General features: G+C 71.4%; 20 protein-coding genes. 9 read left to right on the top strand and 11 right to left on the bottom strand.

The window, feature by feature from the left end; all coding sequences use genetic code 11:
- The first annotated feature begins 126 nt into the window (after positions 1 to 126).
- Entirely contained in the window at positions 127 to 2,157 is a 2,031-nt protein-coding gene (locus OHS59_RS42080) for a hypothetical protein (RefSeq protein WP_328498601.1), read from the top strand.
- A gap of 42 nt (positions 2,158 to 2,199) precedes the next feature.
- Here OHS59_RS42080 and OHS59_RS42075 read toward each other — a convergent pair whose 3' ends face one another.
- Positions 2,200 to 2,679, bottom strand: coding sequence for a MarR family winged helix-turn-helix transcriptional regulator (locus OHS59_RS42075; RefSeq protein ID WP_328498600.1), 480 nt, complete (start codon positions 2,677 to 2,679; stop codon positions 2,200 to 2,202).
- A 91-nt stretch (positions 2,680 to 2,770) separates the two neighbouring features.
- Here OHS59_RS42075 and OHS59_RS42070 point away from each other — a divergent pair, with 91 nt between their 5' ends.
- Positions 2,771 to 4,846 (top strand): MMPL family transporter, encoded by a 2,076-nt coding sequence (locus OHS59_RS42070; protein WP_328498599.1) that lies wholly within the window; start codon positions 2,771 to 2,773, stop codon positions 4,844 to 4,846.
- 211 nt (positions 4,847 to 5,057) lie between these two features.
- Positions 5,058 to 6,485, top strand: a complete 1,428-nt coding sequence (gene rox / locus OHS59_RS42065) for a rifampin monooxygenase (RefSeq protein ID WP_328498598.1) — start codon at positions 5,058 to 5,060, stop codon at positions 6,483 to 6,485.
- Between the two features lie 58 nt (positions 6,486 to 6,543).
- On the opposite strand, the gene pepN is transcribed toward rox, so the two are convergent.
- From pepN to OHS59_RS42050, 3 genes are all read right to left on the bottom strand, one after another.
- Positions 6,544 to 8,994, bottom strand: a complete 2,451-nt coding sequence (gene pepN, locus OHS59_RS42060) for an aminopeptidase N (protein WP_328498597.1) — start codon at positions 8,992 to 8,994, stop codon at positions 6,544 to 6,546.
- An 81-nt stretch (positions 8,995 to 9,075) separates the two neighbouring features.
- Positions 9,076 to 9,789, bottom strand: a complete 714-nt coding sequence (locus OHS59_RS42055) for a response regulator transcription factor (RefSeq protein WP_328499570.1) — start codon at positions 9,787 to 9,789, stop codon at positions 9,076 to 9,078.
- Complete coding sequence (locus OHS59_RS42050; RefSeq protein WP_328498596.1) at positions 9,786 to 11,174, bottom strand: sensor histidine kinase; 1,389 nt, start codon at positions 11,172 to 11,174, stop codon at positions 9,786 to 9,788. Before OHS59_RS42050 ends, OHS59_RS42055 begins: the two co-directional genes overlap by 4 nt.
- 216 nt (positions 11,175 to 11,390) lie before the next feature.
- Here OHS59_RS42050 and OHS59_RS42045 point away from each other — a divergent pair, with 216 nt between their 5' ends.
- Together OHS59_RS42045 and OHS59_RS42040 are read left to right on the top strand one after the other, a co-directional pair.
- Complete coding sequence (locus OHS59_RS42045; RefSeq protein ID WP_328498595.1) at positions 11,391 to 12,158, top strand: ABC transporter ATP-binding protein; 768 nt, start codon at positions 11,391 to 11,393, stop codon at positions 12,156 to 12,158.
- A complete protein-coding gene (locus OHS59_RS42040) occupies positions 12,155 to 14,602 on the top strand; it encodes an ABC transporter permease (protein WP_328498594.1) in 2,448 nt (815 codons plus the stop codon). The genes OHS59_RS42045 and OHS59_RS42040 overlap by 4 nt, the downstream gene beginning before the upstream one ends.
- A gap of 152 nt (positions 14,603 to 14,754) precedes the next feature.
- Here the strand turns inward: OHS59_RS42040 and OHS59_RS42035 are convergent, their stop codons facing one another.
- Positions 14,755 to 15,597, bottom strand: a complete 843-nt coding sequence (locus tag OHS59_RS42035) for a class I SAM-dependent methyltransferase (RefSeq protein ID WP_328498593.1) — start codon at positions 15,595 to 15,597, stop codon at positions 14,755 to 14,757.
- A 217-nt stretch (positions 15,598 to 15,814) separates the two neighbouring features.
- Between OHS59_RS42035 and OHS59_RS42030 the strand changes: the two genes are divergently transcribed.
- From OHS59_RS42030 to OHS59_RS42020, 3 genes are read left to right on the top strand one after another with little or no spacing between them, the layout of a single operon-like run.
- Entirely contained in the window at positions 15,815 to 16,624 is an 810-nt protein-coding gene (locus OHS59_RS42030; protein ID WP_328498592.1) for an alpha/beta fold hydrolase, read from the top strand.
- Positions 16,624 to 17,898, top strand: a complete 1,275-nt coding sequence (locus OHS59_RS42025) for a PP2C family protein-serine/threonine phosphatase (protein WP_328498591.1) — start codon at positions 16,624 to 16,626, stop codon at positions 17,896 to 17,898. Before OHS59_RS42030 ends, OHS59_RS42025 begins: the two co-directional genes overlap by 1 nt.
- Complete coding sequence (locus tag OHS59_RS42020) at positions 17,895 to 18,254, top strand: STAS domain-containing protein (RefSeq protein WP_328498590.1); 360 nt, start codon at positions 17,895 to 17,897, stop codon at positions 18,252 to 18,254. Before OHS59_RS42025 ends, OHS59_RS42020 begins: the two co-directional genes overlap by 4 nt.
- 29 nt (positions 18,255 to 18,283) lie before the next feature.
- Here the strand turns inward: OHS59_RS42020 and OHS59_RS42015 are convergent, their stop codons facing one another.
- Both OHS59_RS42015 and OHS59_RS42010 read right to left on the bottom strand, forming a co-directional pair.
- Positions 18,284 to 19,282 (bottom strand): aldo/keto reductase, encoded by a 999-nt coding sequence (locus OHS59_RS42015; RefSeq protein ID WP_328498589.1) that lies wholly within the window; start codon positions 19,280 to 19,282, stop codon positions 18,284 to 18,286.
- Between the two features lie 44 nt (positions 19,283 to 19,326).
- Entirely contained in the window at positions 19,327 to 20,193 is an 867-nt protein-coding gene (locus tag OHS59_RS42010; protein WP_328498588.1) for an SDR family NAD(P)-dependent oxidoreductase, read from the bottom strand.
- A gap of 174 nt (positions 20,194 to 20,367) precedes the next feature.
- On the opposite strand from OHS59_RS42010, the gene OHS59_RS42005 reads away from it, so the two are divergent.
- Positions 20,368 to 21,228, top strand: a complete 861-nt coding sequence (locus OHS59_RS42005) for a helix-turn-helix transcriptional regulator (RefSeq protein WP_443061592.1) — start codon at positions 20,368 to 20,370, stop codon at positions 21,226 to 21,228.
- Positions 21,229 to 21,262: 34 nt separating this feature from the next.
- Here OHS59_RS42005 and OHS59_RS42000 read toward each other — a convergent pair whose 3' ends face one another.
- The 4 genes from OHS59_RS42000 to OHS59_RS41985 are packed head-to-tail and all read right to left on the bottom strand — an operon-like array spanning position 21,263 to position 26,062.
- Positions 21,263 to 22,027, bottom strand: coding sequence for an ABC transporter ATP-binding protein (locus OHS59_RS42000; RefSeq protein WP_328498586.1), 765 nt, complete (start codon positions 22,025 to 22,027; stop codon positions 21,263 to 21,265).
- Complete coding sequence (locus tag OHS59_RS41995) at positions 22,024 to 23,982, bottom strand: ABC transporter permease subunit (RefSeq protein ID WP_328498585.1); 1,959 nt, start codon at positions 23,980 to 23,982, stop codon at positions 22,024 to 22,026. Before OHS59_RS41995 ends, OHS59_RS42000 begins: the two co-directional genes overlap by 4 nt.
- Positions 23,979 to 24,848 (bottom strand): branched-chain amino acid ABC transporter permease, encoded by an 870-nt coding sequence (locus OHS59_RS41990; protein ID WP_328498584.1) that lies wholly within the window; start codon positions 24,846 to 24,848, stop codon positions 23,979 to 23,981. Before OHS59_RS41990 ends, OHS59_RS41995 begins: the two co-directional genes overlap by 4 nt.
- 26 nt (positions 24,849 to 24,874) lie before the next feature.
- The gene (locus OHS59_RS41985; RefSeq protein WP_328498583.1) at positions 24,875 to 26,062 is read right to left on the bottom strand and encodes an ABC transporter substrate-binding protein; all 1,188 of its coding nucleotides are present in this window, start codon (positions 26,060 to 26,062) and stop codon (positions 24,875 to 24,877) included.
- Positions 26,063 to 26,115 lie beyond the last annotated feature (53 nt).

Genomic DNA, 26,115 nt, shown 5'->3' with positions numbered 1-26,115 from the left:
GCCGGATCCCGGGCGCGACCGGGGTGACGGGGAGCGAGATGACGGCGACCAAGGTGACGGCATCGAAGATCACTCGTTTGACCGTACTGACGGATCTTCCTCGTCCCCCGAAAGAGCGAAGTGATCATGTTCGTACGTCGGCAGACACCCCCGGACGGCGACCAGCGCGTGCTCGATGTGCGGCGCGCGGAAGCCGCGCTCATCGAGCACTACGCGCGGCTGGTCCGGCTGGTCTACGTCACCCTCCCCCGTTCCCTGGGCCGCCACCGGCGCGTCCTGGCCGCGCACGGCGTCGTGCAGCGGGCGCTGCCCCACGGCAGGCCCGCCATACCTGGCCCGCGCAGGTCGAGCGACGTGCGGAAGGCGGCCTCGGGCGAGTACGCGGCCCTGCGGACGCGCGTACTGCGGGCGGCCATGGCCCAGGACGCGCGGCCCGGCCGGTTCCCCCACCCGTGGGGACGGTGGGCGGGGCGCCCCGCCCTCCCGACGGTGTGGGGGCTGCGGGTCTTCCCGCAGTCCGGGGGCGCCGAGGAACTGGTACTGGACCGTGCCCTCGCACAGGCCGACTGGCCGGTGCGGGCGGCCGTCGCCCTGCTCGTACTGGAGAAACTGTCCGCCGACGAAGCAGCTCTCGTCCTGCGGGACACCGGCGTGACCGAGCCCGGCAAGGCCCTGCCGGCCGCGCACCGGCTGCTCGCCGAGGGCGGCCCTCACACACCGATGTCCGGCGGCGGCACGGGTGAGGCGGACACCGGACCTCGGGCGACGACACAAGCGGCCGACGGTTCCGGCATCCCGGCATCCGCCCTGCTCGCCCCGGAGTTCGACCCCTGCCTGCTGCACGCGCGGCCGACCGACCTGCTCCGCCGCAGACAACGGGTCCGCTCGGCCGTGACCGTCGTACTGCTGGCCGCCTGCGTCGGGGGCGTCGCCCTCACCCTCCCGGACGGCACCGTCGGCCCCGCCGACGGCGGGCGGCAGCGGAACACGTCGCTGGCGACGAACGCCGAACTGCTGCGCCGTACGCCCGCCGACGTCTGGGCGGACACCGCCCGGGTCGACTTCACGGCCTGGCCCGCCCGCGGCGCACGGACCGGCGACCGGGCGCTGCTGGAGCGAGCCCTGCGGGCCTGGGCCGACCCGTCCTGGCGGGGGCGGCGGTCGGCGGAATCGGGAGCGGCGTCCACCGGCACCGGCCGGGCGCCCCACCTGCTGTTCGCCGACGACGTCGACGGACGCGCGGTCGTCGTCCTCAACGACGAGCTGACCACCGTGCGCTACAGCGAACCGCTGCACGGCGACGGCGCACCCGAGCTGGTGTCCGCTCTCACCGACGGCGCCGGCGTGACGACCGCCGCCGCGGTCGTCGTCTCCCGCACCCCCGACTCCGTACGGATGCTGCTGGCGCCGTGGATCGAGGAGGCGAGCACCCGCGATCTGCTGACGCCCGACGCCCCTTCCCGCGACCTGACCCAATCGGGCAACGGTCTCACCGAGCCCGTCCCGGTGCCGTCGGCCGACGGCGACTGCCGTACCTGGCCCGTCGTGCGACTGCGGTCCTCGGAACGCATCGTCGAGAACCACGCGTTCCTGCTCACCGACCTCGGCGGCATGTCCCCCGTCCATCTGACCTACATGCCACCGCCGGAACCGGGGGTGCGCCCGCGCCCGCCCCGGGAGGCCACCGGCCCGAACGGGCTGCGGGGCTGGGCGCGCACCGCCTGCCGGCTGAACGGGCTGCGCGGTCAGGGAGTACGGGCGGTGAACCACTGGGTCTTCGCCCAGCAGGACCTGCCCGAGCGGGCCGGACAGGGCACCTGGGTGTGCGCCCGCGCCGACACCTGGCGCGGCCCCGGACGCGTGGAGTACCTCTTCCTCGGTCCGGGCACCAAGCCCGCCCGGCCGGCCGGTGTCCGCAAGGACACCGCCGAGTGCAGCCGGTTCGGCCAGGACGTACTGGCCGACGTCGGCTGGCGGGCCCCGTCCGGGTCCTCGTACCTGCTGGCCGCCGGCAGCAGGTCCATCGGCCGCATCGAGGCGTCGGGGCCGCTGCGCGCGAAGGCCGACGGGCGTTTCCTCGCCGTCCGCGCCCCCGGGAACACCGATGCGGAGGTTGTGGGACAACTCCCCGGCCACACCGAGGTCCGGGCTCCCTGACGGAGCTACCCGACGGACGACCTGCCGATCAGTGCCGGCCGGTCAACGCTCGCCGGTCAGTTCACTGTTGAGCGCGTGGAGGAACTCCGCGATCGTTTCGAGCTGCTCGGGAGTGAACTTCTGCCGGGCGGCCTCCGTGCTGCGCGCCAACGGGCTGAAGTACTCGCGGGCGAGCGCCCGGGCACCTGAGTTGTAGGTCAGGTGGACCACCCTGCGGTCGGCGCTCTCCCGCGTCCGGCTGATGTGGCCGGCGCGCTCCAGCCTGTCCAGACATGCCGTGACGGCCCCGGACGTGAGGTCGAGACGCTCCCGCAGGCGTGAGGGCGTCATCGGCTCACCGTCGTTCGCCGAGGCGTCCAGGATCGCCGCCAGCGCGTGGACGTCCGTGGCATGCAGTTCGTTGGCCTGGGCAAACGAATGGGCGATCCGGTTGAACTCGCTGTTCAGCGAACGCAGCAGAACAGCGTAGGCCTGGAGGTCACTGGCGGGGCCTTCACGGCTCTCCGAACTGTTGGGCTGCATGCCACAAGGATAATATCTCTCAATGGTTGAGATACATTCTCATTGAGTTATCTTGGCTCGTGTCCGTCGCCTCCATCCGCTTGGGAAGTCAATGAACGCCGCGCGCAGACCGGTCCGATGGCTGGTCCCCCTTGTTCTCGTGATCGTCTGGCTCGGCCTCGGCGGAGCGTTCGGCTCCTACGCCGGCAAGCTCGGGGACGTATCCACCAACGACCAGGCGGCCTTCCTGCCACAGAACGCCGAGTCCACGAAGGTCATCGAGCAGCAGAAGGCCTTCGCCGAGCGGGAGACCCTGCCCGCCGTCCTCGTGTGGACCGCCAAGGACGGCGGTGAGGTCACCACGGCCCAACAGGACTCCGCCACCCGGGTCCTGGAGTCGCTCGCCGACGTGGAGGGGGTGGAAAGCCGGCCGTCACCGGCACTGCGCTCGAAGGACGGAGCGGCGCTGGAGGGTGTGGTACCGCTGCGCCCGGACCTCGGAGAGCGGCTCGGCGAGGTACTGGACGAACTGGAGCGCGAGGCCGGCGCCGTACCCGGAACCCGTGTCCAGATCGCCGGGCCCGCCGCCACCCAGGGGGATCTCGGTGAGGCCTTCGCGGGCATCGACGGAATTCTGCTGGGGGTGGCCCTGGCAGCCGTTCTGCTCATCCTGCTGCTGGTCTACCGCAGTGTTCTGCTGCCCTTCACGATCATCATCAGCGCCGTGTTCGCACTCGGCATCGCCTGCGCCGTCGTCTACGTGCTGGCCGACCACGACATCGTGCGCGTGGACGGTCAGGTGCAGGGCATCCTGTCCATCCTGGTGATCGGCGCCGCCACCGACTACGCCCTCCTGCTCACGGCACGCTTCCGCGAGGAACTCGCGCGCAGCGACGACCGTTTCCTGGCCGCCCGCAAGGCCCTGCGCGAATCCTTCGGCGCGATCACCGCCAGCGCCGCGACCGTGGCCCTGGGGCTTCTCGCCCTGCTGCTCAGCGACCTGACCAACAACCGCGCGCTGGGGCCGGTCGGGGCGATCGGCATCGTGTGCGCGGTGCTGACGACGCTGACGTTCCTGCCCGCGGTGCTCGCCCTCATGGGCAAGGTGGCCTTCTGGCCCGCGAAGCCCCGGGCGGCCGACGCGGAGACGGGCGGACACGGCATCTGGCGGCGCGTCGCCCACTGGGTGGACACGCGCCCCCGGCAGTTGTGGATGATCACCGTCGCCCTGCTCGTGGCAGGTGCGGCGTTCTTCCCCGCGCTGCAGTCGAAGGGCGTCCCCCTGGACGAACTGTTCGTCAACGACGCACCGTCCGTCGCCGCGCAGGAGACCCTGGGCAAGCACTTCCCCGGCGGCTCCGGCCAGCCGGTCGTGATCATCGCGGACGCGGACCGTCGTACGGAGATCACCCGCACCGCGGCCGGAACGGACGGGGTCGCCGAGGCGCAGGCGGCGAGCGCGTCGGGCCGACCGGGCGGAAAGCCGCTGGTGGTGGACGGCCGGGTGCGCGTCGACGCCGTCCTGACCGCCGCGCCGGACAGCGACTCGGCCAAGGACACCGTCCAGAAGCTGCGCGACCGGCTGCACGCGATCGACGCCGACACCCTGGTGGGCGGCTATTCCGCGCAGCAGTACGACACGCAGCGCACCGCGGAGCACGACCGGACCCTGATCATCCCCGTCGTCCTGCTGATCATCCTGGCCATCCTCGTCCTCCTGCTGCGCTCCCTCCTGCTGCCCGTACTGCTGGTCGCCACCGTGGCGTTGAACTACCTCGCCACGCTCGGGATCGCGGGCCTGGTGTTCCGGCACGGCTTCGGCTTCTCGGGGACGGACGCCTCGGTGCCGCTGTACGGGTTCGTGTTCCTCGTCGCTCTCGGCGTCGACTACAACATCTTCCTCATGTCGCGCGTACGGGAGGAGACACTGCGGCTGGGCACACGTCAGGGCATGCTGCGCGGGCTGATCACCACCGGAGGTGTCATCACGTCCGCCGGGGTGGTCCTGGCCGCCACCTTCGCGGCCCTGATCGTCATCCCGCTGGCCTTCCTCGCGCAGATCGCCTTCATCGTCGCGTTCGGCGTACTGCTCGACACCATCGTGGTGCGCTCGCTCCTGGTCCCGGCGCTGGTACGGGACATCGGCCCGGCCGTCTGGTGGCCCGGCCGACTCGCACGCCGGAAGTAGCGAGCGGAGGCGACGCCGGGCGGGGGCAACGAGAAAGGCAAGGAACGGGGGCAACAAAAAGGCAAGGAGTCGTGTGCTCCTTGCCTTTCTCAAGCTATAGCGCACCGGGGGGCTTGCGGCAAGACCCCGGTCGTGGCGCAGAATCACCGGCCGAAGCCGGAAACCACCGGACCGGCTTCGGATGTTCTACGTCGTTGGGTTGGGGTTTTCGATGATTGACGTGATCGTTGTGGGCGCGGGGCCGACCGGTCTGATGCTGGCCGCCGAGTTGCGGCTGCACGGTGTGCGCGTGGTCGTGCTGGAGAAGCTGGCCGAGCCGACGGCGGAGACCCGGGGCCGCGGCCTGCACACCCGCAGCGTCGAGGTGATGGATCAGCGCGGCCTGCTGGACCGGTTCCTCGCGGTCAGCGACAAGTTCCAGGTCGGCGGGCTCTTCGGCGGCATCACCAAGCCGTGGCCGGACCGGCTGGACACGGCCCACCCGTATGGTCTCTCCACCCTGCAGCCGGTCACCGAGCGGCTGCTCCACGAGCGGGCCCTCGAACTCGGTGCCGAGATCCGGCGCGGCTGTGAGGTGGTCGGGCTGAGTCAGGACGAGGACGGGGTGACCGTCGAGACGGCGGACGGCACGCACCTCCGCTCGCGGTATCTCGTCGGGTGCGACGGCGGCCGGAGCATGGTGCGCAAGCTGGTCGGCGTCGGCTTCCCCGGTGAGCCCGCCACGGTCGAGACGCTGCTCGGCGACATGGAACTGACGGCGGACCCGGCGTCGGTCGAAGCCGTCGTGGCGGAGGTCCGCAAGACCCAGCTGCGGTTCGGCACCATCCCGAACGGGGACGGGACGCACCGCGTCATCGTGCCCGCCGACGGGGTGGCCGAGGACCGTGCCGCCTCGCCGACTTTCGACGAGTTCAGGCAGCGGCTGCGGGCGGTCGCGGGTACCGACTTCGGAGTGCACTCGCCGCGCTGGCTGTCCCGGTTCGGTGACGCCACCCGGCAGGCCGAGCGCTACCGGGTCGGCCGGGTGCTGCTGGCCGGTGACGCGGCGCACATTCATCCGCCGACCGGCGGGCAGGGGCTCAACCTCGGTATGCAGGACGCCTTCAATCTCGGCTGGAAGCTGGCCGCCGCGGTCGACGGCTGGGCGCCGGCCGGGCTGCTGGACAGCTACCACGACGAGCGGCACCCGGTGGGCGCCCGTGTGCTGGACAACACCCGTGCGCAGATCACGCTGTTGGGGACCGACGCGGGGGCGACCGCGCTGCGGGAGCTGTTCTCGAAGCTGATGGACTTCGAGGAGGTGAACCGGTACGTGACCGAGATGATCACCGCGGTCGGGGTCCGCTACGACTTCGGCGAGGGCCACGACCTGCTCGGCCGACGGATGCGGGACGTCGAGCTGAAGCGCGGGCGCCTGTACTCGCTGATGCACGAAGGGCGCGGCCTGCTCCTCGACCAGACCGGCCGCCTCTCGGTGTCGGGCTGGACGGACCGGATCGACCACGTCGTCGACGTCAGCGAGGAACTGGACGCACCCGCCGTGCTGTTGCGGCCGGACGGCCACGTGGCATGGGCGGGTGAGGATCAGCGGGACCTGCTCGACCACCTGCCCAAGTGGTTCGGCGCCTCGGCCGGTTGAGCGCGCGCCGTCGGCCGGAACCGCGCGGGCCCGAACCGGACCGAGGAGGCCGACGAGTTCACCGCACCGGCTTGCTCCCACTGCGGGAGTGGAGCATCCGCCCTGTCTCGTCCGAGCGTTCCAGGACGGTCTTGCGGACCACCGGGGCCACCTCCCGGGACACGTGCCGGGCCTTTTCGAGGTACGTGGGGTCGACGGCGTACGGCGGGAAGAGCCGTCCCGCGTAGACCATCGCCGGGATCATGCCGCCTCGGTGCAGGTGCGGAATCAGGTCCAGGTAGCGCTCGGTGTACGGCGCCAGCAGGGCGTCCTGGTCCGGGCGCCAGAAGGCCGCCGCCACCTGGTCGACCGAGCTGAGCGGGACCGCGCGGTCCACCGCGAGCTTCTGCCAGACCTCTGCCTTCGCGGTGGGGTCGGGCACAGCGGCTCGTACGGTGAGGGCGCGGACCCAGGCGTCGGGGTCCGGGTCGTGGGCCAGCAGGACGGCGGTCTCCGACGCGACCTCCCCGCCCAGTTCGGCCGCGCGGGCCAGCGCGCGCCAGCGCAGGTCCACGTCGTCACCGGCCCGTTCGAGGAGCCGGGCCAGCTCGTCCGCGTTCGCGGCGGTGCGGGCCAGGCCGCGCAGGGCGACCCGGCGGCGGCCGGGGTCCGTGGCCAGACGGCGGCAGGCGGTCGCCACCGCCGCCGTCAGTCCGGCACGTTCGCCGGGCGGCGCCCACAGCTCGGCGATGCTCGCGGCGAGGTTCAGACAGGGCTCGATCACGGCGTCGGACGTCTCGGCGGTGAGGACCGCGGTGATGGACCGTCCGGCCTCCGCCGCCGTGGCCTCGCCGTTGGTGAGCATGTCCCACACGGTCGCCGTGGCCACGCCCCGGGAGATGGCGGTGGGCAGGTGCGCCGCCGCCCGGAAGAAGGCGTCCCTGGCCGTGGGGTCGGGACGGGTGGTGGCGAAGGTCAGGTCCTCGTCGTTGATCAGCAGGACGTCGAGGTCCGCCTCGGGCGGCAGACCGGTGACCGGCGTGCGGGTTCCCGTCACCTCGACCCGTACCAGCGCCGTGCGTTCGAGGGACTCGCCCTTCCTCGCGTACGCGCCCACCGCGAGCACCTGCGGGCGTGGCGTGTCCGCGGCCACCAGCGTGACGGAGTCGCCGTCGCGTTCCAGGGTGAAGCGGTCGGTGCCCGCCGTCGCGAGCCAGGCCGCACGCCAGGCGTCCAGGTCCCGGCCACTGGCCTCGGAGAGTGCGTCGATCAGATCCTGGAGCGTGGCACTCCCCCACGCGTGGCGCGCGAAGTAGGCGCTCATGCCCGCCCTGAAACGCTCTTCGCCGACAAACGTCATGAGCTGCTGGAGGACGGAGGCACCCTTGGGATAGGTGATGTTGTCGAAGATCGACGCGGCCTGCGCGACATCGTGGATGGGCTGGTGGATCGGGTGCGAGACGGGTCCCTGATCGGACAGGTACGCCTTCAGCTTGCCGCCCGCCAGGTGCCCCGCCCACGCGTCGGTGTACCGGGTGGCGCGCTCGGCGGCCCAGTGGCAGGCGAACTCAGCGAAGGCCTCGTTCAGCCAGAGGTCGTCCCACCAGCGCATGGTGACGATGTTGCCGAACCACATGTGCGCCATCTCGTGCAGCAGCACCTTCGCGAGCAGCTCCTGCTCGGCGGGTGTCGGCGCCGCCCGCCGCAGAAAGCCGTCCGACCAGGTCACGCAGCCGTAGTTCTCCATCGCCCCGCCGAACTCCGGCACGAACACCTGGTTGTACGTGCGCTGCGGGAACGGCATCCCGAAGACCTCGCCGAAGAAGGCGAGGCCCTGGCGGGTGAAGGTGAAGATGTCGTCGGCGTCGCGTTCGAGGACCGGAGCGAGGGAGCGCCGGGTGTAGAGGCCCAGGTCGTGGCCGTCGGCCTCGCGCCGGATCTCGTGGAAGGGGCCCGCGTTGATGACGGTGTTGTAGACGGACAGGGGCGGGGTGTCCGGGAAGGTCCAGCGGCGGGCCGAGTCCAGCTCCTCGACGCGCGGGTCGCCGGAGTTGCCGGTGACGGTCCAGCCGGGCGGGGCCGTGACGGTGAAGGCGTGCGGGGCCTTGAGGTCGGGCTGGTCGAAGCACGCCCAGACGAACCGGGCCTCGTCCGGTTCGAAGCTCATCCACACATAGACCTCGCCGTCCGCGGGGTCGGTCGCCTTGTGGACGCCCTCGCCCGTGGCCGTGTCCGCCTGGACGCTCTCCACGCGCAGCACGTTGTGGCCGGCCGGTGCGGGCAGGGGTATCCGTCCGTCCCCGGTGGGAGTGAGGGTTTCGCCGTTCAGTGTCGCGCTCACCACCTGGGCCGCGCAGTCCACGAAGGTCTCCGCGCCCGGTTCACGGCAGATGAAGGTCACGGTGGACACGCACCGGACCTCCGGCCCGTCGGGCAGGCCGGTGAGGTCGATGGCCACGTCGTACCGCAGCACCGTCAGCAGCTCCGCGCGGCGCTCCGCTTCGGTACGGGTCAGGCTCCGGATCTCCATGTGTGCTCCCTCGTCGGATCCACGTCTCGGCTTCGGCCGTGTCTGCTCGGCCCATGCCCCCTCGGTGTACGTCTGGTCGGCCTACGTGTGCTCGGTCTGCGTCCGCTCGGTGGGCTGTCGGGCGGCCTCGTGCGCTCCGACGCTGACCAGTCCCGTCTCGTAGGCGACGATGACGGCCTGGACGCGGTCGCGGAGTCCGAGTTTGGCGAGGATGCGGGCGACGTGCGTCTTGACGGTCGTCTCGGCCAGGTGGAGGCGGCCGGCGAGTTCGGCGTTGCTCAGTCCTTGGGCCAGCAGGCCCAGGACCTCCAGTTCGCGCGGGGTCAGCGAGGCGAGGTCGCGGTGGAGGGCGGCGGTGTCGCCGCCTTGCCGGGTGAACCTCTGCACGAGGCGGCGGGTGATGGCGGGCGCGAGAAGGGCGTCGCCGGTACGGACCGTGCGGATGGCCGCGGTCAGCTGCTCGGGGGTGACGTCCTTGAGGAGGAAGCCGCTGGCTCCGGCGGACAGTGCCGCGTAGACGTACCGGTCGAGGTCGAAGGTGGTCAGGATGATGACGCGGGGTTCGCCCTGGCCGCCGGTGAGGATACGGCGGGTTGCTTCCAGGCCGTCCATCTCGGGCATCCGGACGTCCATCAGGACCACGTCGGGCCGGGTGCGGCGGACCGCTTCGACCGCTTCGGTCCCGTTGGTGGCCTCGGCGACGACGTCGATGCCGTCGGCGCCGAGGATCAGCCGGAATCCGGTACGGACCAGGGTCTGGTCGTCGGCGAGGAGCACCCGCAGCGGCTCGGTCACGGTGTCCACGGTGTCTCCAAGGGGACTGTCTCCAGGGGGATCTGGGCCTCCACACGGTATCCGCCGGTCAGGCGCCGGCCGGTGTTCAGGGTTCCGTCATGCACGGCGAGGCGTTCGCGCAGGCCGATCAGGCCGCGGCCGCTTCCGGTGGCCGCGCTCGCGCCCGGGTGTCCCCCGGTGTCGGTGACTTCCACCCGGAGCCGTTCCGGGCCGTATTCGACGGTCACGGCGGCGGTGGCGCCGGACGCGTGCTTCACGGTGTTGGTCAGGGCTTCCTGGACCACGCGGTAGGCGGCGAGTTCGAGGCCTGGCGGGAGCGGGCGGGGCGGTCCTGTCACGGTCAGGGCGACGGACAGCCCGGTGTCCCGGACCCGTCCGAGCAGCGTTTCCAGCTGGTCCAGGCCGGGTTGCGGGGCCAGCTCCGCCGCCGGATCGGCCAACTCCGCATCTCCGTACGTCCCTTGGCCCTCGTCGGCCATGGTGAGCAGTCCCATGACGTGGCGCAGTTCGGTCATGGCCGCGCGTCCGCCCGCCTCGACGGCGAGCAGTGCCTCACCGGCCTGTTCGGGGGAGGTTCTCATGATCTTGCGAGCGGCACCGGCCTGGATGATCATCACGCTGACGTTGTGCGTGACGACGTCGTGCAGTTCGCGGGCGATCCTGGCCCGCTCGTGCTCGACGGCCCGGCGCAGCGCCTCGGCCTGTTCGCGTTCCAGGGCGGAGAGCCGCGTACGGCCCTCGTCGGTACGGAGCTTCCAGGTGCGCAGGCCGACGGCGGCCACGGCCATCGGGGCCAGGATCAGCAGGGCGACGTACTCGTTGGGGACGATCGGTGTCACCGAGTTCCCCGAGGTGCCGACCAGAACGATCGACACCGGCAGCGCCGCCAGGGTCGCCACCCGGTACGGGCTGTAGACGGCGGCGCTGTAGACGGCGATGACGTACGCGTAGAAGGTCAGCCGCGAGACGCTGTGCGGGGTGGCCAGGGTCGCGGCCGTCACGACGCACAGCACGGCGAGCGGGTAGCGGCGGCGCAGCACCAGGGCGCCGGAGGCGACGACCGCGAGGGTCACCATGAAGGCCAGGCCGCCTGGGCCGGACGGGCGCGGTACGACGATCGCCACGCCGGGCGCGATCTCACGCACCACGACGTTGTCGGCGTTGTCGATGCCGTAGTAGACGGTGGTGATTCCGAGCGCCAGTGCCACCAGCGTGTCGAACTGCCAGGGGCGCCGGGTGGGCCGCAGCGGTGGACCGCTCGGCAGCAGCGCGTCGCGGACCGTCCGGCGGGCGCCCTCCCGCAGCCGCTCCAGCGTCGTGCGTACGTCGATCACCGGTTCATTCTCTCCGCCGTACGGGCCCGGGGAGTCCCTCCCGGTGGTCATTCCCGCCGCTCCGGATACATCACCCGCCTACATCGCAGGGATGAGGTGCCGGCCGCGTCGTCCCAGCGCGGTACCTCAATGGGTTCGGGCGGGCGACGCGTGCGGGCCGGGTCCGCTCCTAGCGTTCACGCAGCCGACCGCCACACACCGACCACCCGTTCCGGGTGCCCTTTTCCACGTGCCGCTGCACAAGTGCCCGTACCCGAGGAGCTTTTCGTGACCATGCCGGTGATCGAACTGTGCGAGGTGAGCCGCCGGTACGACGACGGCCCGCCCGCTCTGCACGAGGTGTCGCTGACCGTGCGGCCCGGCGAGGCCGTCGCGGTCCTCGGACCTTCCGGCAGCGGCAAGTCCACGCTGCTCAACCTGATCGCGGGCCTGGACCGGCCCGACACGGGGACCGTCACCGTGGACGGGGTGCGGGTGGACCGGCTGGGCGAGGCCGGATCGGCGCTCTACCGGCGGTCGAAGGTCGGCATGGTCTTCCAGTTCTTCAACCTGCTCGACGATCTGACCGTCACCGACAACGTGGTCCTGCCCGCCCGCCTCGCGGGCATGGCCCGCGGCGAGGCGGGCCGTCGGGCGGCGGAACTCCTGGAGCTGCTGGGCATCGACCGGCACGCCCGCGCCCACCCGGGGCGGCTGTCCGGCGGTGAGCGCCAACGCGTCGCGGTGGCAAGGGCGTTGATGAACCGACCGGCGCTGCTCCTGGCCGACGAGCCGACCGGGGCGCTGGACACGGCGGCCGGACAGGACGTCAGCAGGCTGCTCACCGACCTCAACTCCGAGGGCCAGACCGTCGTCGTGGTCACCCACGACCTGACTCTGGCCCGGTCCTGCACGAACCGGACGGTCCGGATCGCCGACGGCCGGATCACCGAGGACGTCCGCTCGCGGGCCTTCCCCACGGACACCGTCTCCGCCCCCATCGTCACCTCGCAGGCCGTCACCTCGCCGTCCGTCACGCCGGAGGTCACCCGGTGAGCGCGCTGGGCAGGGTGGTGCGCTCGGGAGTGGGACGACGCCGGGTACAGACGCTGGTGATCGGGCTCGCCACGATGATGGCGGTGGCCGCCTCCGTCCTCGGCGGATCGCTGCTCGTGGTGTCCGGCGCGCCCTTCGGCGACGCCTTCGCCGAGCAGCACGGTGCTCATCTGTCCGTGGAGTTCGACGCGGACAAGGTGAGTGCCGGGCAGTTGGCGAAGTCCGAGGCCGCCGAGGGAGTGAGCGGTGCGGCGGGGCCGTTCCGTACGGCGACGGTCACCCCGCGGTCCGACGGGGCGGGCCCCGGATGGCCGATGACCGTGGTCGGCCGGAGCGATCCCGGCCGGGACGTGGACGAGGTGGCACTGCTCGACGGGCGGTGGCCCACGCACTCCGGCGAGATCGTGCTGTCCGCCGACTCCTCGCTCCTCGCGACCATGGGCATGAAGATCAGCTTCCCCGGTCTGTCCGGCGGACCGACGCTGACGGTGGTCGGGGTGGCCCGATCGGTCACACGGACCGCCGACGCCTGGGTGCTCCCGTCCCGGATGGCCGCGCTCACCGCGCCCGGCAGCGGCGGCTACCAGATGCTCTACCGCTTCACCGACGCCGGCACCGCGGCGCAGGTCGCCGCGGGTGGCAGGGCCGTGAAGAAACCCCTGCCACCGGGAGCCGCCGTCGGCGGACAGTCATGGCTCACCGTCAAGCGGAACGCCGAGCAGGACACCGCCCTCTACGTCCCGTTCCTCATGGCGTTCGGCGCCCTGGGGCTGGTCATGTCGGCGCTCGTCGTCGGCAACGTCGTCGCGTCCGCCGTCGGCGCGGGCACGCGCCGCATCGGCGTCCTCAAGGCCGTCGGCTTCACCCCGGCCCAGGTCGTGCGGGCGTACGTGGGTCAGGCGTTGGTCCCGGCCGCCGCCGGCACGGCCCTCGGTGTCCCCGTCGGTCACGTGCTTGCCGTCCCCGTGATGGCCGAGACCGAGGAGGTCTACGGCACCTCGGCCCTGGCCGTCGTCCCCTGGGTGGACCTGACGGTGATCGCCGGGGTGCTCGGCCTGGTGGCGCTGACCGCTTGGGCGAGCGCCTGGCGGGCCGGCCGGCTGCGTACGGTCGACGCGCTCGCCGTCGGACGTACCGCTTCGGCGGGGCGCGGCCGGTGGGCGGCCCGCCTCGCCGGACGGCTGCCGTTGTCGCAGCCGGTCGCGCTGGGTCTGGCCCGGCCCTTCGCGCGGCCCGCCCGTGCACTGGCCATGGGCACGGCGATCCTGTTCGGCACCGTCGCCGTCACGTTCACCGTGGGGATGAGCGCCTCGCTCGGCCAGGTGATGCGGGCCAAGGCACACGACGTCGCCGATGTCGTCGTGCCCGCGCCCTTGCCGGACTTCGGGCCCTCGGGGCTTCAAGAACCGCAAGGACCGCAAGGCCCTGGTCCCGACTCCGGTTCCGGTCCCGACTCCGGCTCCGGCTCCGGCTCCAAGCAGCAGCCCAAGGCCGATCCCGCCGCGGTCGCCGCGGCCGTCAGGGCCGCCGACGGAACCGGGAGGTACTACAGCGCCGCGACGGTGCGGGCGACCGTGTCCGGCCTGACCGGCACCGTCGACGTGGTGGCCTTCACCGGCGACGCCTCCTGGGGCGGCTACACGATGGTCTCGGGCCGCTGGATCGACCGGCCGGGCGTCGACGAGCCCAGCAACGACAAGCCCGGCGAGGCTGTGGTCCCGACCCCCTTCCTGGCCGCCACCGGCACCCGCGTCGGCGACACGGTCACCTTGGACGGTCTGGCCGCGCCGGTCACGGTCCGGATCGTCGGCGAGGTTCTCGACCCCCGTAACGACGGTATGCAGGTCCTCACCGACGTCTCGACCCTCACGGCCGCCCGTCCCGATCTGACGGAGACGAGCCATCACATCGCGGTCACGTCAGGCACCGATGTGACGGGGTACGTCGACACGCTGAACAAAAGCCTGGCACCGCTGGGCGCCACCGCCCAGGCCGGTGGACTCGGCGGCGGCAGCGACATGGTCCTCACGCTCAACGCCCTGTCCGTGTTCCTCACGCTGATGCTCGTCGCCGTCGCCGCGCTCGGCGTGCTGAACGGTGTGCTGCTCGACACCCGCGAGCGCGTCCGCGAGATCGGTGTCCACAAGGCGCTCGGCATGACGCCCCGGCAGACCGTCGCGATGGTCCTCACCTCGGTCGTCGTGACCGCACTGGTCGCGGGCGCGCTGGGCGTGCCGCTCGGCGTGGCCCTGCACGGCTGGGTCCTCCCCGCGATGGGCGACAGCGTGGGACTCCGCCTCCCCGGTTCCGTCCTCGCCGTCTACCACGGGGCCGAACTGCTCCCGCTCACTCTCGGCGGTCTGCTGATCGCCACCGTGGGTGCGCTCCTGCCCGCAGGCTGGGCCGCCAGGGCCCGGACCACCACGGCTCTGCGCACCGAATAGGAAGCCTGGATCGTGAGCCGGGATCGGAAGTCGGGATCAGAGGCCTGTGGCCCCGCCGCAAGGAGCGGTGGGGCCGGAGGTGGTGGTGAGGTGTGCGGTCCTGCCGGGTCTGAGGCGTGCAGGCCCTCGGGCCCGGGTGCCGACGTGGTGTTTCACAGTCGCCGGACGCGCAGTACGCCGGTCAGCATCGGGAGGGTGAACTCGCCGCGGGCGGTCTCCGGTCGGCCCGCGAGGAAGGCGCGGATCCGGCCCGGCGTGGCCTGTCGTTCCTGTTCCGGCATGACCAGCATTCCCGCGCGCGTCGCGAGAGTCGCGACGAGCGTCTCGGCGGTACGGCGCTGTCCGTGCGGGAACTCGGCCTGCTCGGGCGAGCCGAACCGGGCGGGCCCGCCGGTATTCGGAAGGTGGTTGCCGGTCTCCGGCAGGCGCATGTCGGCGTCCGGCAGGTGCGTCTCGGCATTCGGCAGGTGCGTGTCGGCCGTCTCGGCGCGCCAGGCGGCGGGCGTGTCACGTGGGCCGATGGCCGCGCTCCCGCTGACCCGCGCGAGCCCGGAGACCCACTCCACCTGGTCGTCCATGACGTTCCACAGACCGGCCAGGATGCCGCCGGGTGCGAGGACCCTGGCGATCTCGGGACCCGCGACCGCCATGTCGAACCAGTGCATGGCGTTGCCGGCCAGCACGGCGTCGACGGACGCGTCAGGCAGCGGGATCGCCTCGGCGCTGCCGGGCAGGGCGCGGGTCCCCGGCAGCGAGCGGCGCAGCTCGGTCAGCATCGCGGGGTCGGGCTCGACCGCGACGGCCTCGGCACCCGTCGCGACCAAAGTGGCGGTCAGCTTGCCGGTGCCGGCCCCGAGGTCGAGCACGCGCGGGCCGGGCGCGGGTTCGAGCGCCCAGCGCACGGCGGCCTGCGCGTAGTCCGGACGGTGCTCGGCGTAGGCGACCGCGGCCGCGCCGAACGAGGACGAATGAAGCAGCCGTTCATCCTGATCCATCCGGTCAGCCTATTGGGGCCGCCTGCGGTCGGCCCCCACGCGTCGCCGCTCCCCTTGTCCGTGTCATGGGCGGTGGCGCCGGGACGTGGCGGGCCGGGCCGGAGATGTTCGGGCTCGGCGGCCGGTTCCGGCGCGGCCCCCGGACAGCCGTGCACCGGCCCGGGCCGTGAGGTCCTCGGCCCGCGGCGACGGCCCGCCGTCTGCGAGGATGCTTCGTATGGATGTGCGGCATAGGAACCATGTGACGGTGTCCGGGCGGCCCGGTGGGCCCGTGCTGATGCTGGCGCACGGGTTCGGGTGCGACCAGAACATGTGGCGTCTGGTGCTCCCGGCGCTGGAGCGCGACTTCACCGTCGTGCTCTTCGATCATGTGGGCGCGGGAAACTCGGATCTGTCGGCGTGGAGCCGGGAGCGGTACTCGACGCTGGAGGGCTATGTCGAGGACGTGCTGGAGCTGTGCCGGGAGCTGGCGCTCGGCCCCGTGACGTTCGTGGGGCATTCCGTGAGCGCCATGATGGGCGTGGTGGCCGCCGTCCGGGAGCCCGAGGCGTTCGCCGGACTGGTGCTGCTGGCGCCCTCGCCGCGTTTCATCGACGACCCCGAGACCGGCTACCGGGGCGGGTTCGACGCCGATGACATCGATGAGCTCCTGGGTTCGCTGGACGCGAACTATCTGGGCTGGTCGGGTGCCATGGCACCGGTCATCATGGGCAATCCCGAGCGGCCGGAACTGGGCGAGGAGCTGACCAACAGCTTCTGCCGCACCGATCCGGACATCGCCCGGGTCTTCGCCCGCGTGACGTTTCTGTCCGACAACCGCAAGGACCTCCCCCTGGTCAAGGTGCCCACCCTGGTGGCCCAGTGCTCCAGCGACGCGATCGCTCCCCGGGAGGTGGGCGAGTTCGTGCACGCCCAGATTCCGGGCAGCCGCCTGGTCACGCTCAATGCCACCGGTCACTGCCCGCAGCTCGCCGCCCCGGAGGAGACCGCGGCGGCGATCATCTCGTTCGCGGACGCACTCGCCTGATGTCCCCGTCCGGCGACAAGGAAGAAGGCGGCGGGAAGACGAGAAACGGCCGGTCGGCGGACGACCGGGCGCAGTTCTCCGCACTGCTGGAGGACAGCGCCGAGGATCTCTACGAGCACGCGCCCTGCGGCTATCTGTCCACCCTTCTGGACGGCCGGATCGCGAAGGTCAACACCACCCTGTTGAACTGGCTCGGCTACGAGCGCGACGACCTGCTGGGCGGCAGGTACTTCTCCGACCTGCTGACCGTCGGCGGACGGCTCTACCACGAGACCCACTTCGCCCCGCTGCTGAGGATGCAGGGCGAGGTCAGCGGCATCGCCCTGGAGCTCAAGGCCGCGGACGGCTCCCGTCTGCCGGTCCTGGTCACCTCGACGGTGCGAACGGGCAGTGACGGTCAGCCCCTGCTGATCCGCACCACTCTCTTCGACGCCCGCGACCGCCGCGCCTACGAGACCGAGCTGCTGCGCGCCCGCAAGGAGGCCGACCTGGAACGCGAACGCCTCCAGCGCCTGGCCACCACCCTGCAGAAGACGCTGCTGCCGCCGACGCTGGCCAACGTGCCCGGCCTCGACGTCTCGGCGTACTACCACATCGCCTCGGCCGACGAGGTCGGCGGCGACTTCTACGACCTGTTCCCGCTGGCCGAGGGCACCTGGGGCCTGTTCCTGGGCGATGTGTGCGGCAAAGGTGCCGCGGCGGCGGCCGTCACCTCACTGACCCGCTACACCCTGCGTGCCGCCGCCGTGTACAACCCCGATCCCGTCGCCGTCCTCCGCAACCTCAACACGGTCCTCAACCACGAGTACAACGGCGCCGACCCCCGCTTCTGCACCGTCCTCTTCGGCCTGCTGACCCCCGACCACGAACAGGGCGGCTTCCACGTCACGCTGGCCAGCGGGGGGCATCCACCCGCCCTGCTGATGCGTGCCGACGGCACCACCGACTATCTGCCCACCCCGGGCGGACAGCTCATCGGCGTCCTGGCCGACGCCCACATCGCCACCACCGCCGTCCGGCTGGCCCCCGGCGACACCCTGCTGCTGCACACCGACGGGCTCACCGAGGCCCATGTCAACGCCGGTGTCGACAGCGAGAACCGCTACGGCGACGATGCCCTTCTCGATTTCGCCCGTACCCGCGCGCCCACCACCGCGTCGGACATCGTCGACGCGATCCGCGATCTGCTCGACACCTTCGGCAGCGGCGTGGACGACGACACCGCCGTCCTGGCCATCCATGTGCCCCGACCCCCCAGTGATGAGCACCAGTGACTGAGCGCCTGACCCTCCGCACCCGCACCGCTCCCGCCGGAGCGGTCATCGAGCTCGCCGGGGACCTGGACCACCACAGCGCCCCCGAGGTACGCGCGGCACTGCCCGGACTCCATCTGCATCCGGGCCAGCAGCTCGTCCTCGACCTCGGCGGCCTCACCTTCTGCGACTCCAGCGGTATCACCGTGTTGATCGCCGCCCGCAATCACGCGCTGGCGGCCGGTGCGGGCATCGCCCTGGCCGCCGTCCCCGAACTCGTCAGCCGGATCTTCCGCATGGTCGGCCTGGACCAGGTCTTCGCGGTCCACCCGACGGTCAAGGCCGCCGAAGCGGCGTGGCGGGCCACCACCGCCTGAGCCCGACACCGGCCCCCGGGGTACCGGGGTCACTCCTGGACGGAGGCCATGCCCATCGGCGCGTAGCGGTCGCCGGCCGCCGCACCGACAGGAATCGCGGCGCTCAGCCCGGCGACGGTCGCGGGGTCCAGCTCGATGGCGGCTGCGGCCACGTTCTCTTCGAGCCAGGTGCGCCGCTTCGTTCCGGGTAGGGCCGTGACTCCGTCCTGGGCGAGGACCCAGGCGAGGGCCAGCCGACCGGTCGTCACACCGAGGTCGTCCGCCGCGCCGACGATCCGGTCGAGGAGCGACAGGTTCCGTTCCAGGTTCGAGTCGGCGAAGCGCGGTGCGGTGCGCCGGAAGTCGTGGGCCGGCAGGTCGTGCACCGATCGCACGGCCCCGGTGAGGAAACCGCGGCCGAGCGGCGCGTACGCGACGAATCCGATGCCCAGTTCGCGGACCGTGTCGAGCACGCCGTTGACCTCGACGGTGCGGCTGAACAGCGAGTACTCGGTCTGCACCGCCGACAGCGGCGCGGTCGCGTGTGCCGCCCGGATGCCGGCCGGGGACGCCTCGCTGATACCGAGGTACCGGAGTTTTCCCTCCGTCACCAGTTCGGCGAGGGCGCCGAACGACTCCTCGACGGGCACACCCGGGTCGACGCGGTGCAGGTAGAACAGGTCGATGTGATCGGTGCCCAGCCGGCGCAGCGAGCCTTCCACGCAGGCCCGCAGGTAGTCGGGGCCGCCGTTGGGGCCGCCGACGAACTTGCCGGTCTCGTCGAGAGTGACGCCACCGCCCTTCGTCGCCACGATCAGTTCGTCGCGGCGGCCCTTCAGCGCCCGTCCCAGCAGTTCCTCGCCGCTGAAGGGTCCGTACATGTCCGCGGTGTCGTACATGGTGACGCCCAGCTCGACCGCGCGGTGAACTGTTCTGATCGCCTCCGCCTCGTCGGGGGTGCCGTACATCGCGGTCATGCCCATGGTGCCGAGGCCCTCGACGGAGGCGACCAGGCCGAGCCCGCCGATGTTGTGAGTCTGCAGAGTCATGTCTCCACCTTGTGGTTGTGGGTCGTCACCTGACGCGGCGTGGTTCATCGGGCGCCCGCCCCTACGAGGTCGGCGGTGGCGTCCCACAGCCGGCCGGCCAGGGCCGGGTCGAGGCCGGCCCTGCCCGGCTTGCGCAGGGCCGGGGAGCCCCGGAAGCCGCCCACGCCGTCGGGTCCCACGTAGGCGTTGCCGGGTACGTCCTGGGTCGCGGCGTAGAGCAGCGACAGTGCTCCGCGCTCGGGAGCGTTGGTGAGGAACGTGAACCGGTTGATGACGTTCGACCTGGACTGGGCCGCCAGGGAGGTACGGGCGATGCCGGGGCTGGCGAGCACGGACCGCACGGGGCTGCCGGTGGCCGTCAGACGACGCTGGAGTTCCAGCGAGAACAGGACGACTGCGAGCTTCGACGCCTGGTAGGCCTGCATCCCGTTGTGCTTGCGCGTCCGCCAGTCGAGGTCGTCCAGGTCGATCCTGCCCTGCTTGTGCAGTTCGCTGGTGACGTGCACCACCCGGTCGGTGATGTGCCGGAGCAGCAGGGTGGTCAGCAGGAAGGGGCCGGTGTAGTTGGTGGCGGTCTGCAGGTCGAGGCCGTCGGCGGTCCGGGCGGCGGGGATGTCCATCACACCGGCGTTGTTGATCAGGATATCGATGTCGCCGGACCAGGAGTCGGCGAAGGCGCGTACCGAGGTCAGGTCCGACACGTCGAGCGGCCGGATGTCGAAGGTGCCGGGCAGATCGGCGACGGCACGGCGGGCCTTGTCCGTGTCGCGTACCGCCGGCACGACGCGGGCACCGGCCTGAGCGAGTTCGCGTGCCGCGATCAGGCCGAGGCCACGGCCTGCGCCGGTGATGACGACCGTACGGCCGGTGAGGTTCGGGAGCTCGTCCGCCGTCCAACTGTTCGTGTGCATGATTCCTGGCTCCGGGGCTCGGGGTTCGGGGTTCGTGGCGACCGGTGATGGGCGACCGCTGACCGGTGATCACAACGCCAGTGAACTCGCCGCTCCCGGGGCGTGGAAGGACACGCTCAACCACTGAATGGGAGGTCGTGGATAAGCCCCGACGGATGGCCAAGGATGGGGACCATGGACCAAACGTTCGACCGATCGTCCCTGGGCGCCTTCCTGCGCACCCGGCGTACGGCGCTGCAGCCCGAGGACGTCGGGCTGCGCCGCGGGCAACGCCGGCGCGCCCCTGGCCTGCGCCGCGAGGAGGTGGCGGAGCTGTGCACCATGTCCGCCGACTACTTCGCCCGGCTGGAGCGCGGCGACGGACCGCAGCCGTCGGAGCAGATGATCGCGGCCATCGCCCGCGGCCTGCGGCTGACCCCGGACGAACGTGATCACCTGTTCCTGCTCGCCGGCTACCGCACCGCCCGCCGTGACGCGCGCGTCCATCATGTGAGCCCCGGGCTGATGCGGGTCATGGACGGCTTGGCCGGCACCACCGCCCAGGTCATGGGCCCGCTGGGCGAGACCTTGCTGCAGACACCGTCCGCGGTGGCACTGCTCGGCCACCAGACCCAGTACACGGGCAACGACCGCAGCGCGACGTACCGGTGGTTCACCGATCCGGTCGCCCGTGAGCGCTACCACCCCGAGGAGTACGGCAAGAACAGCCGGACCAATGTCGCGCTGCTGCGCGCGACCGTCACCCGGGACGGGCCCGGCTCCCCCGCGGCGGACCTGGCGGACATCCTGCTGAGCGCCAGCGACGAGTTCGCCCGGTTGTGGGAGCGCCACGAGGTGGGCCTGCGGTGGAGCGACACCAAACGGTTCGTCCACCCCCAGGTCGGAGAGCTGGACCTCTACTGCCAGCTCCTGCTGGAGCCGGACCAGGGCCAGTCGCTGCTCATATTCACCGCCACGCCGGGTACGGAGAGCCACGAGAAGCTCGCCCTGCTCACCGTGCTGGGCACCGACCGGTTCGCCGCCGGCACCGAGTGACGCCACCCGTGGTGCCGACGGCATCCACCGCCGTTCACAGCCCGAGGTAGATCCGGCGGACCCGGGTGTCCCGGCTGAGTTCCTCGGAGGTTCCGGTCATGGCGACGCTGCCGTTCTCCATGACCAGGCAGTGGCTCGTCGCGCCGAAGGTGAGTTTGGCGTTCTGCTCGACGAGCAGCAGGCTCAGCCCCTCCTCCCGCAGTCTCTTCAGCGCGTTGAGGATCTCGCCGACGAGCTTGGGCGAGAGCCCCATGGACGGTTCGTCGAGGAGGAGAATGCGCGGTCCGGCCATCAGGGCACGGCCGATGGACAGCATCTGCTGCTGTCCGCCGGAGAGCGCGCCGGCCAGTCGCCCGCCCATCTCGCCCAGCACCGGGAAGAGTTCGTGCACCTCGGCCAGCGTGGCCCGGGTCCCGTCGTCCCAGCGGCGGGCGTACGCGCCGAGCAGCAGGTTCTTCTCCACGCTCAGGCCGGGGAACACGTGCCGGCCCTCCGGTACGTAGCCGATGCCGTGCCGCACCATGTCTCGGGCCCTGACCCGGGTCAGGTCGCGCTCCCCCAGCGTGATGCGTCCGCCGCCCCGCGGGACCAGACCCATCAGGGCCTTGAGGGTGGAGGTCTTGCCCGCGCCGTTGGCGCCGATGATGCCCACCGACGCACCGGGCTCCACGCTGAAACTGATCGAACTGACCGCCCGGACACCGCCGTAGTGGACGGACAGGTCGTCGACGGCGAGGGTGGCCGGGGTGCCGGGATCGAAGGCGGGCGTGGCCGCCCGCCGGAAGGAGATCGTCCTCACCGGGTTGCCTCCCTGGAAGCGGGTGCGTCGGCTGAAGGGGGTGCCTCGGCCGAAGCAGGTCCTTTGGTCGAAGCAGGGGTCTCGGCCGGACCCGGTGCATGGGACGGTGCAGGAGTCTGAGTCGGGGCCTGCTCCGGGCGCGGGATGTCCGCCGACTCCGAATCCCCGAGATACGCCTCGATGACCTCGGGAGCGGCCACCACCTCGGCGGGCGTGCCCTCGGCGATGACCCCGCCGCTGGAGAGCACGGTGACGCGCTCGCACAGCGACATGACCAGGCCCATGTTGTGTTCGATGAGGACGACCGTGGTGCCGCTGTCTCGGATGGACCGCACGATGCGGGCGAGTTGCCGCACCTCTTCGCCGTTCAGCCCGGCGGCCGGTTCGTCGAGCAGCAGCAGCCGGGGCCGGGCCGCCACGGCGCGGGCTATTTCGATGCGCCGCTGGATGCCGTAGGGAAGGGATCCGGGCGCGGCCTCGGCGAAGTCGGCGAGCCCGAAGCGTTCCAGGAGTTCCTGGGCGCTGCGGCGCAGTTGCCGCTCGCGGCGGACGACTCCGGGCTGCCACACCGCGTACTGCCAGATGGTGTGTGTCGTGGTGCGGTCGAGTGCGACGAGGATGTTCTCCCGGACGGTCAACTGGCCGAACAGGCGCAGGTTCTGGAAGGTGCGGGCCACGCCGAGGAGGGAGAGCGTGTAGGGGCGGGCGGTGGTGGTGTCACGGCCGGCGAACCACACCTGGCCCGAAGTGGCCCGGTAGAAGCCGCTGATCACGTTGAACAGGGTGGTCTTGCCGGAGCCGTTGGGGCCCACGATGCCGCGGATCTCGCCGGGCGCGACCGTGAGGGAGACGTCGTCCAGGGCGCGCAGTCCGCGGAAGTCCTTGGTGACGGACCGGATGTCGAGCAGGGGCCCGGCAGCGTTGGCAGGGGGCTCGACGGCCTCGTACGGCTGGAAGGGACGCAGCCGGGCACGGTCTTCCGCCGCACTGCGGCTTCGTCGTCGCCGGTTCACGAACTCCCTTGTGCGGAAGGGGATTCCGGCGAGTCCGGTCGGTGCGAAGACGACCATGAGGACGACCACCACGCCGTATCCGAGCTGTGCGTAGGTCGAGAAGTCGGAGAGCCACTCGCGGATCAGGGTCAGGCCGACCGCACCCACCACACAGCCGACGAGGGAACGCCGGCCGCCGATGATGACCATGGCGAGCAGGATGAACATGTTGCCGATGGAGAAGGTCTCCGGGGCGACATAGCGGATGAGGCCCGCGTACAGCACTCCGGCCAGGCCGCCGTACAGGCTGGCGAGCAGGAACGCGGTCATGCGCAGCAGGGGGATCTGCGCGCCCATCGCGCCCGCGGCCAGGGAGTCGTCGCGCATCGCGCGCAGGCGTCGCCCCAGGTGCGTACGGACGACGAAGAGTCCGAAGCCGAGGCCGAGCGCGCAGACCACCAACTCCAGGTAGTAGTAGAGGTATTCGCTGGAGAGGTCGATGCCGGGCAGGGTGGGCAGCGGGATTCCGGAGATGCCGTCGGCTCCCCCGGTGACGGAGGCGTTGGTGATCCAGTTGATGAAGCCGAGCGCCAGGCCGAGGGTGACGATGCCCAGGTAGTGGGACTGCATGCGCAGGGCGGGGATGCCGACGAACAGGCCCGTCGCCACGGTCGCGAGCACCGCGAGGGCGGCCGCCGCCCAGAAGCCGTGACCGGACTCGGTGGTCAGGATGGCGAGGGTGTACGCGCCTACGCCGAAGAAGGCGACCTGGGCGAGGTTGATCTGCCCGGAGATGCCCATGGCCAGGCCCATGCCGATGGCCAGCAGGGCGTAGATGAGGGCGATGTTGACGACATGGATGGAGTAGCTGCCGAGGCCGTACGGCAGCAGCCAGGCGGCCACCGCGGCGGCCGCGAACAGTCCGGCACGAGGCGCCGAAAGCCCTGCGATACGCGTCTTCACGCGCGGCTCACCGTCCTCTCCCCGAAGACGCCCATCGGGCGGATCATGATGGCGGCGGTGAAGACCAGGAAGGTCACGAGCACCGAGTAGCCCTGGAAGTGGCCGGCCGCGTAGGAGTCCAGGACACCGATCGCGAGGCCGCCGACGACGGCGCCGGGGATGGAGCCGAAGCCGCCGAGCATCGCGGCGGCGAAGCCCTTGATGCCGAGGGCGCCGCCGAGCGAGGCGTCGACGTACAGCATCGGTCCGACGAGACCTCCCGCCAGGGCGGCGAGGCCAGCGCCGATGGAGAAGGCCAGCGCGTTGCTGCGGCCGACGTCGATGCCGACGGCGGTGGCCGCCTCGTGGTCCATGGCGACGGCCTGCATGGCCGCGCCGCGCTTGGTGCGCGCGAGGAACCAGGCGAGGCCGAGCACGGCGAGGGCCGCGACGGCCATCACCAGCAGGTCGTACGTGCGCACGCGCACCCCGAACAGGTCGAGCGGGGCGGACCGGACGGGTGAGCGGACCGCCCGCCCGGTGGTGCCCCAGATCAGGATGGCGACGGCCTGGAGGACGATGCCGAAGCCGATCGTGCCGATCAGCATCAGGTCGAAGTCCTTGTTCTCCAGGGGCCGCAGCACCCGTTCGATGACCAGGCCGATGGCGGCGGTGACCGCGATGGCTACGACCATGGCGACGGCGAAGGGCAGCTTGGAGGTCAGGTAGAAGGTGGAGGCCGCGTAGGCGCCGATCATGGCGATGTCGGCGTGGGCGAAGTTGACCAGGCCCATGGTCCGGTAGACCAGGGAGAATCCCATCGCGACCAGGGCGTAGACCGCTCCGAGGCTCAGGCCTCCGACGAGTGTCTGCAGTGTCTCCTGCACGTCAGTGCTCCCGGTGCTCCCGATGCCTATCGCTGCGGGACGAGTTCGCCGTCGCGGATGACGCCGATGGTGGTCTTCGTGATGCCGACGCCCGACTCGTCGTACCGGAAGTCGCCGAGCAGACCCTTGTACCGGGTGTCGCGGATGGCGTCCGCGAGTTCCTCGCCGCTCGCGCCGTTGCTGGTCCTGAGGGCGGTGAGCAGGATGTTCGCCCCGTCGTAGGCCTTGGCCCCGTGCAGTTCCGCCTCCTTGCCGTACGCGGCCTCGTACGCAGCGGCGAACTTCTTCGAGGCGGCGCTGGTGTCGTTGCTCAGGTAGGGCGAGCTGACGATGGTGTCTTCGACGGCGGCCTTGCCCGCGGTGTCGATGAAGACGGGGGTGCCCTGGGGTGCCGCGCCCGCGAAGGGGGCGGTGATGCCCAGGTCCCGGGCCTGCTTGACGATCAGCCCCGCCTCGACCTCCTCCGAGCCGATGAAGATCACCTCGGGTTTCGTGGACCGGATCTTCGTCAGGGCCGCGCTGAACTCCTTCTGGTCGGTGGTGACCACCTGGTCGGTCGACGGGGTCACGCCGAGTTCCTTCACGGCCTTCAGGAACGCGTCGTGCTCGCCCTTCCCGAAGGAACCGTTGTTCGTGATCATGGCGATCTTCTTGTAGCCCTTGTCCTTCACCAGGTGCTCGGCGAGCGTCGAGTCGTAGGTGGTGCTGGTCGGCCCGTTGAGGAAGAGGTACGGGCTCTTCAGCGCGACCAGGCCGTCGGACTGGCCGGAGGTGATGTTCGGGATCTTCGCCTGCTGGAGCACCGGTCCCATGGCGATGGTCACCGCGCTCTCCGCCGTGCCGATCATGGCGATGTACTTCTCGCTCACGAGCCTGCGGGCGATGTTGGTGCCGGTGGTCGGGTCGCCCTGGTCGTCGAAGAGCTTCACCTGGATCTTGCGGCCGTCGATGCCGCCCTTCTCGTTCCACTCGTCGATGGCGAGTTTGGCGCCCTTGTACTCCCAGTCGCCGAGCGAACTGAGCTGCCCGCTCTGCGCGTTGACGACGGCGACCTTGATGGGTCCTGAGGACGCCTTCGTGTCGTCGTCCGATTCGCCGGGCGCGCTGCACGCGGTGAGGGCGGCGGCCAGTGCGGCGGCCGTGCAGACGGCGGTACGGGCGGCGGTACGCGGTCGGGAGTCGGCCCGTGGCCGTGGGGTCCTGCTGCGGGTCATGAGGTCACCTCGTTGTGAGCGGGCGGTGAGCGGACGGGGAGGCGCGGGGCTAG

This window comes from Streptomyces sp. NBC_00414, from assembly GCF_036038375.1.
Lineage (GTDB): Bacteria > Actinomycetota > Actinomycetes > Streptomycetales > Streptomycetaceae > Streptomyces.
The sequence above is the reverse complement of the archived record's forward strand: the minus strand, read 5'-3'. Positions and strand labels throughout refer to the sequence as shown.

What these genes read in the sequence shown, in the direction of transcription:
- pepN (WP_328498597.1), bottom strand. Translation starts at nt 8,994, where the DNA reads ATGGAGATCCGGAGCCTGACCCGTACCGAAGCGGAGCGCCGCGCGGAG.
- OHS59_RS42080 (WP_328498601.1), top strand. Translation starts at nt 127, where the DNA reads ATGTTCGTACGTCGGCAGACACCCCCGGACGGCGACCAGCGCGTGCTC.
- OHS59_RS41985 (WP_328498583.1), bottom strand. Translation starts at nt 26,062, where the DNA reads ATGACCCGCAGCAGGACCCCACGGCCACGGGCCGACTCCCGACCGCGT.
- OHS59_RS42010 (WP_328498588.1), bottom strand. Translation starts at nt 20,193, where the DNA reads ATGCACACGAACAGTTGGACGGCGGACGAGCTCCCGAACCTCACCGGC.
- OHS59_RS42015 (WP_328498589.1), bottom strand. Translation starts at nt 19,282, where the DNA reads ATGACTCTGCAGACTCACAACATCGGCGGGCTCGGCCTGGTCGCCTCC.
- OHS59_RS42035 (WP_328498593.1), bottom strand. Translation starts at nt 15,597, where the DNA reads ATGGATCAGGATGAACGGCTGCTTCATTCGTCCTCGTTCGGCGCGGCC.
- OHS59_RS42005 (WP_443061592.1), top strand. Translation starts at nt 20,368, where the DNA reads ATGGACCAAACGTTCGACCGATCGTCCCTGGGCGCCTTCCTGCGCACC.
- OHS59_RS42070 (WP_328498599.1), top strand. Translation starts at nt 2,771, where the DNA reads ATGAACGCCGCGCGCAGACCGGTCCGATGGCTGGTCCCCCTTGTTCTC.
- OHS59_RS42075 (WP_328498600.1), bottom strand. Translation starts at nt 2,679, where the DNA reads ATGCAGCCCAACAGTTCGGAGAGCCGTGAAGGCCCCGCCAGTGACCTC.
- OHS59_RS42050 (WP_328498596.1), bottom strand. Translation starts at nt 11,174, where the DNA reads ATGACCACCGGGAGGGACTCCCCGGGCCCGTACGGCGGAGAGAATGAA.
- rox (WP_328498598.1), top strand. Translation starts at nt 5,058, where the DNA reads ATGATTGACGTGATCGTTGTGGGCGCGGGGCCGACCGGTCTGATGCTG.
- OHS59_RS42030 (WP_328498592.1), top strand. Translation starts at nt 15,815, where the DNA reads ATGGATGTGCGGCATAGGAACCATGTGACGGTGTCCGGGCGGCCCGGT.
- OHS59_RS42025 (WP_328498591.1), top strand. Translation starts at nt 16,624, where the DNA reads ATGTCCCCGTCCGGCGACAAGGAAGAAGGCGGCGGGAAGACGAGAAAC.